Here is a 696-nt window from a genome sequence, read left to right as displayed (position 1 = left end):
AGGCGTGCTTCCCAGAATTCACAGGCGCCCTTGAGGAGCGGCATGATCCTGGACAGGTACGCGCGGTCCTGGGTGTATTCGTAGTGCTCGTAGAGCGATTCGCACAGCCAGGCGTTGCCCGCAGGGTGCCACCACCAGCCCAGGCCGCCGTAGGGGTTCGTGGAGAAGGCGACCGTCCAGCCCGCCACCTTGCCCGAGGTGTTGCGGTAGCGGTTGCGGATGTCGTTGAACTGTTTCTGCGTCACCTCGCTCCACGCGGGGAGCTGCGCCAGGCAGTAGTCGGCGACAGCCGGGAATGTCTCGCTCAGGCCGGCGCGGTCGGCCAGCCAGTAGTTCATCTGGAGGTTGATGTCGGTGTGGTAATCCCCCATCCAGTCAGGGGTGTTGCCCTCCAGCCAGAGGCCCTGCAGGCCCATGGGCAGGCCGTCCCGCGAGCCGCAGATGGTGAGATAGCGGCCGAACTGGAGGNNGCGGCCCAGGTCGAGGGTGAGCCCGTCGTAGCGTGCGCGGTAGTCGGCCACGTGCGTGTCGCGCAGGCGGACTGCTGACGTCCTGGTGGCGGAAAGGGCCTTGGACCGGGCGAGTGCCAGCGGGTCGGCGTCCGGGTCACGGAAGCCGGTGGCGTGGTCCGGTGCGTAGTCCGTGCCGCCGCTGATGACCAGCGTGACCTCGGTGCAGTCGGTGAACTCGACCCGC

General features: G+C 67.9%; 1 protein-coding gene. It reads right to left on the bottom strand.

Features of this window, described 5'->3' with window-relative positions; genetic code table 11:
• The coding region (locus tag J0695_RS46295) for a glycosyl hydrolase family 95 catalytic domain-containing protein (RefSeq protein WP_443726907.1) at window positions 1–416 on the bottom strand (416 nt) is incomplete at its 3' end.
• Window positions 417–696: the final 280 nt, after the last annotated feature.

The sequence above is a fragment of the Streptomyces beijiangensis genome, from assembly GCF_017315755.1.
Taxonomy (GTDB): Bacteria; Actinomycetota; Actinomycetes; order Streptomycetales; family Streptomycetaceae; genus Streptomyces; species Streptomyces beijiangensis.
Note: the sequence above shows the minus strand (reverse complement) of the source record. Positions and strands in the feature narration are given on the sequence as shown.